The sequence below is a fragment of the Zestomonas ipomoeae genome (assembly GCF_057128665.1).
Genome location: NZ_JBSKHQ010000040.1, coordinates 1 through 2,969 on the forward strand (window position 1 = coordinate 1; position 2,969 = coordinate 2,969).

Here is a 2,969-nt window from a genome sequence, read left to right on the forward strand (position 1 = left end):
ATGCAACCGCGCTGACGACAGGATCGAAAAAAGCTGTCCTCACTGCTTGTGGGGAGAGTCCATATAAGTTGTTAGGTGCATTGTTGCTCGAAGCCACTGCACCAAAACAACATAGTTTTAACGCTTTTTATAGTTTCTTCGTCTTCAATGTCTGGCAGTAGATCGTTCAGAAAATTAAGAACATTTTCTTTGTCAAACGTTTTGCACCAATACCATGGCAATTCTTCAATGCTGTAATCCCAGATTTTTGCTGCTGCATAAATTGAGCCCTCCAGCTCAAGAGCTGATGCGGGCGCCAGTTCAAATAGCAACGTACCTGCAATTCGTTGCCGTTGAAATTTATTTTCCTGCAGGGATGGGTCGTAAAAGAAAGAAAATAGTGCGAAAAACACATTGCGCTCAGACGCTTTTTTGCAATAGGAGATAAGCTTTTTAATTTCTTGCGGGTTGGACGGGCCAAATCTATCAGCAGTGTCTCTGACCATATCCACAATTTTTTGGCGATCCCGCATTTTGAATATGCACCTAACGTTTGGTTAAGGGGCGGGCTTTAGCCCGTCCCAGAGAGCGAAGCGAACGGTTTGAACCAGTTGTTATATGAGCATGCGCATGAGTTCATGGAGATAAAGTAAACCTTGCTCTTTGACTTGTTTGATGATTTTAGTTATAGGTTCCATTTTATCAATTACAGAAATAAAGGTTCCTATTACAAGAAGCAAGGTGAGCCAGGACATTTTCTTCTGTATTTTTACCTGCTGTTCTTGTATTGCACGATTAGAATCATTGTTTTTTATACTTTCTTTAGTGATTGTAAAGTAATGGACTCCTTTGCCTTTGATTTTGTACAAAGGGTCTTGGTCGTTTGCGTGAGAGATTTTTTGTATTTCTTTGTCTTCTGCGCATGACTCAAGAATCCAGTCTAATGACTGTGATACTTTTTGATAAATCTGGTAATCGATTATGTAGTGCTTGCCAAATAGCGATTTAGATAATTCACTTTTTCTGAACGTGCCTGTGCGTAGGAATTTATCATCGTTCATTAAGGTTTCGTAAATTTCAAATTTGCTTCTAAGTGGGGTTTGTAGTTTCCTAAAAATTATTTTCTGTCTAATTGCTTTCTGAATTTTATGTTTTAATATTGAAATGTATGCGGCGCGGATTTTCCTTAGCAAGAATAATTTTACTAGTGTACTTGTTGAGCAATCCTGATCGCGAAAATCCCAGTGGCCAAAATAATAATTGACGTCGATCCTGGAGTATCTCAGGTACTCCTTAGATAATAGGCACTCCGAAAATTCTGCGTCTTCTCTAGATTTCTTTCTACCAGCAAGAATTCCGCCCCAACGCGCTGCATTTTTATTTGGCAGGAACTCAAATTTTACTCTTAACGCCCCTCTGTTTTTCTTGGGGATTTTCTTTATTTCTTCATTTGTTGCATCAGGAATGTAGATTCTGACTTCATAGAAGTCATTCTTTTTGGCCTCGTCGGAGGTGAGCGAGAAACGATCTGGGCAGATATGTTTTGAGAAGTAACTTATTAGAAAGTACCTCAGGTGATCCCTGAATCTGTTCAGAGTCCGGCCTCCATGTATGAACTGCTTATATAACGTTTGGTTAAGGGGCGGGCTTTAGCCCGTCCCAGTGAGCGAAGCGAACGGTTTGAACCATTTGTTAGGGTTCTTGGTAAGAAACCGAAATTAATGCCAGTACCCCACAAAGCCAATAAATAATAACGCTAACTCCTAGTATCATTGCTTTTGAGGGGTCGTGTGTTGTGTAGTAACCATAATGTATAAGAAAGCCGGTGAGTATGCATACCCATCCTAGAAAAATTGGGAAACGTAAATTTTGCCCCAAATAGATAGACGAAAAAACAAATAGTAAAGGAATCCCTACGACCAAGAAATACTTGAATGAGTCGTTTAGAGAGTCGGGGCCATGACTTGTCTTTATGGACATCACTAATTCCCCTATTGCTAGTAATCCAAAAATAAACATTGTTAATTTTCCGCGCTTCCTTGGTGCTTGCGCCATATGGTTGAACCCTAACTATAATTAGCCCCCCTAAATGGGGCGTTGAAATACACCAAACCAGGTGCCTAATACCTGCTGAGCACCTCTAACCCCTTGAAAAATATGGGCGGGGCTTTGCTTAGGGGACTAAGCCGGCGGTGTTATTGGTACGTCGGCAGACAGTAGCCGAGTGGATGGCATTCTGTCATCCCAAGAACGGCCACCGCACGACATGCCGGTCCGTCTATGCACTAGGTTGCCGAATCCTACGGGCAGCTTTTGGCCGGCTTCCGCCTGTCGCTAGCAGCAGCGAAATGCCGATATCTCCCACCGCCGAGCGTTCCCTGCTGCTTGCTGTCTACCCCTAGTCAGACAGCGACGGAGGCAAGCCCATGGCACGCAAGCATTTCGAGAAGTTCGAAGCCATTTCTTCGGCCATTCCGGCCGGTGATGCATTCGAGGCGGTCATCGCGGTCAAGCGGCGGGGCAGTGACGAGCAGGTGCATATGCACCGGGTCGCCCACGGGCATCGCTATGACCTTGCCTCGGAAGCGGATACCGCTGCGGAGGCGGCGCTGACCAAGGTGGTGGAGGTTCGCAGCGACGGCGAGTTGATCTGGGAGCGCAACGCTGAATAACGGACGTTCAGGTCGGCCAGATCAGCGGTAGTACGTGCAGCCGGACCAGCGGGGCCAGTTCGCAGGGGAGCGCTGCGTCGACGGCCAGCCAGTGCAGCTCTTCCAGTTCGGCGGCGGGGCTGACGGGGTGGGGGAGCGGGGCGTGGAACAGGTCTGCCTGTACCCAGGTATCCGGCTCGTTGGCCGCTGGCGCGTGGAAGCGCCCGAGCGGTCGCAGGGTGTCGGGCGCCAGGCTCAGGTTCTGATCTTGCCCAGCAATCGTGGACACGTGTTTAAGCCCTCATCCTGGCCTCGAAGCCCTCTGGGCTGATGTGCCCC

Annotated in this window: 4 protein-coding genes; 1 reads left to right on the forward strand and 3 read right to left on the reverse strand. The window is 47.0% G+C overall.

Annotated features, from left to right (window positions below; translation table 11 throughout):
• Window positions 1-71: 71 nt before the first annotated feature.
• The gene (locus tag ACWKV7_RS23570) at window positions 72-512 is read right to left on the reverse strand and encodes a hypothetical protein (protein WP_483860141.1); all 441 of its coding nucleotides are present in this window, start codon (window positions 510-512) and stop codon (window positions 72-74) included.
• A gap of 81 nt (window positions 513-593) precedes the next feature.
• Complete coding sequence (locus tag ACWKV7_RS23575; RefSeq protein ID WP_483860142.1) at window positions 594-1,040, reverse strand: hypothetical protein; 447 nt, start codon at window positions 1,038-1,040, stop codon at window positions 594-596.
• Window positions 1,041-2,405: 1,365 nt separating this feature from the next.
• Between ACWKV7_RS23575 and ACWKV7_RS23580 the strand changes: the two genes are divergently transcribed.
• Window positions 2,406-2,651, forward strand: a complete 246-nt coding sequence (locus ACWKV7_RS23580; protein ID WP_483860143.1) for a hypothetical protein — start codon at window positions 2,406-2,408, stop codon at window positions 2,649-2,651.
• A gap of 7 nt (window positions 2,652-2,658) precedes the next feature.
• Here the strand turns inward: ACWKV7_RS23580 and ACWKV7_RS23585 are convergent, their stop codons facing one another.
• Window positions 2,659-2,919: an NUDIX hydrolase gene (locus tag ACWKV7_RS23585; RefSeq protein ID WP_483860144.1), complete on the reverse strand. Its 261-nt coding sequence runs from the start codon at window positions 2,917-2,919 to the stop codon at window positions 2,659-2,661.
• Window positions 2,920-2,969: the final 50 nt, after the last annotated feature.

Excerpts from the sequence above, each read along its gene's own strand:
- ACWKV7_RS23570 (WP_483860141.1), bottom strand. The coding sequence starts at position 512 with ATGCGGGATCGCCAAAAAATTGTGGATATGGTCAGAGACACTGCTGAT.
- ACWKV7_RS23575 (WP_483860142.1), bottom strand. The coding sequence starts at position 1,040 with ATGAACGATGATAAATTCCTACGCACAGGCACGTTCAGAAAAAGTGAA.
- ACWKV7_RS23580 (WP_483860143.1), top strand. The coding sequence starts at position 2,406 with ATGGCACGCAAGCATTTCGAGAAGTTCGAAGCCATTTCTTCGGCCATT.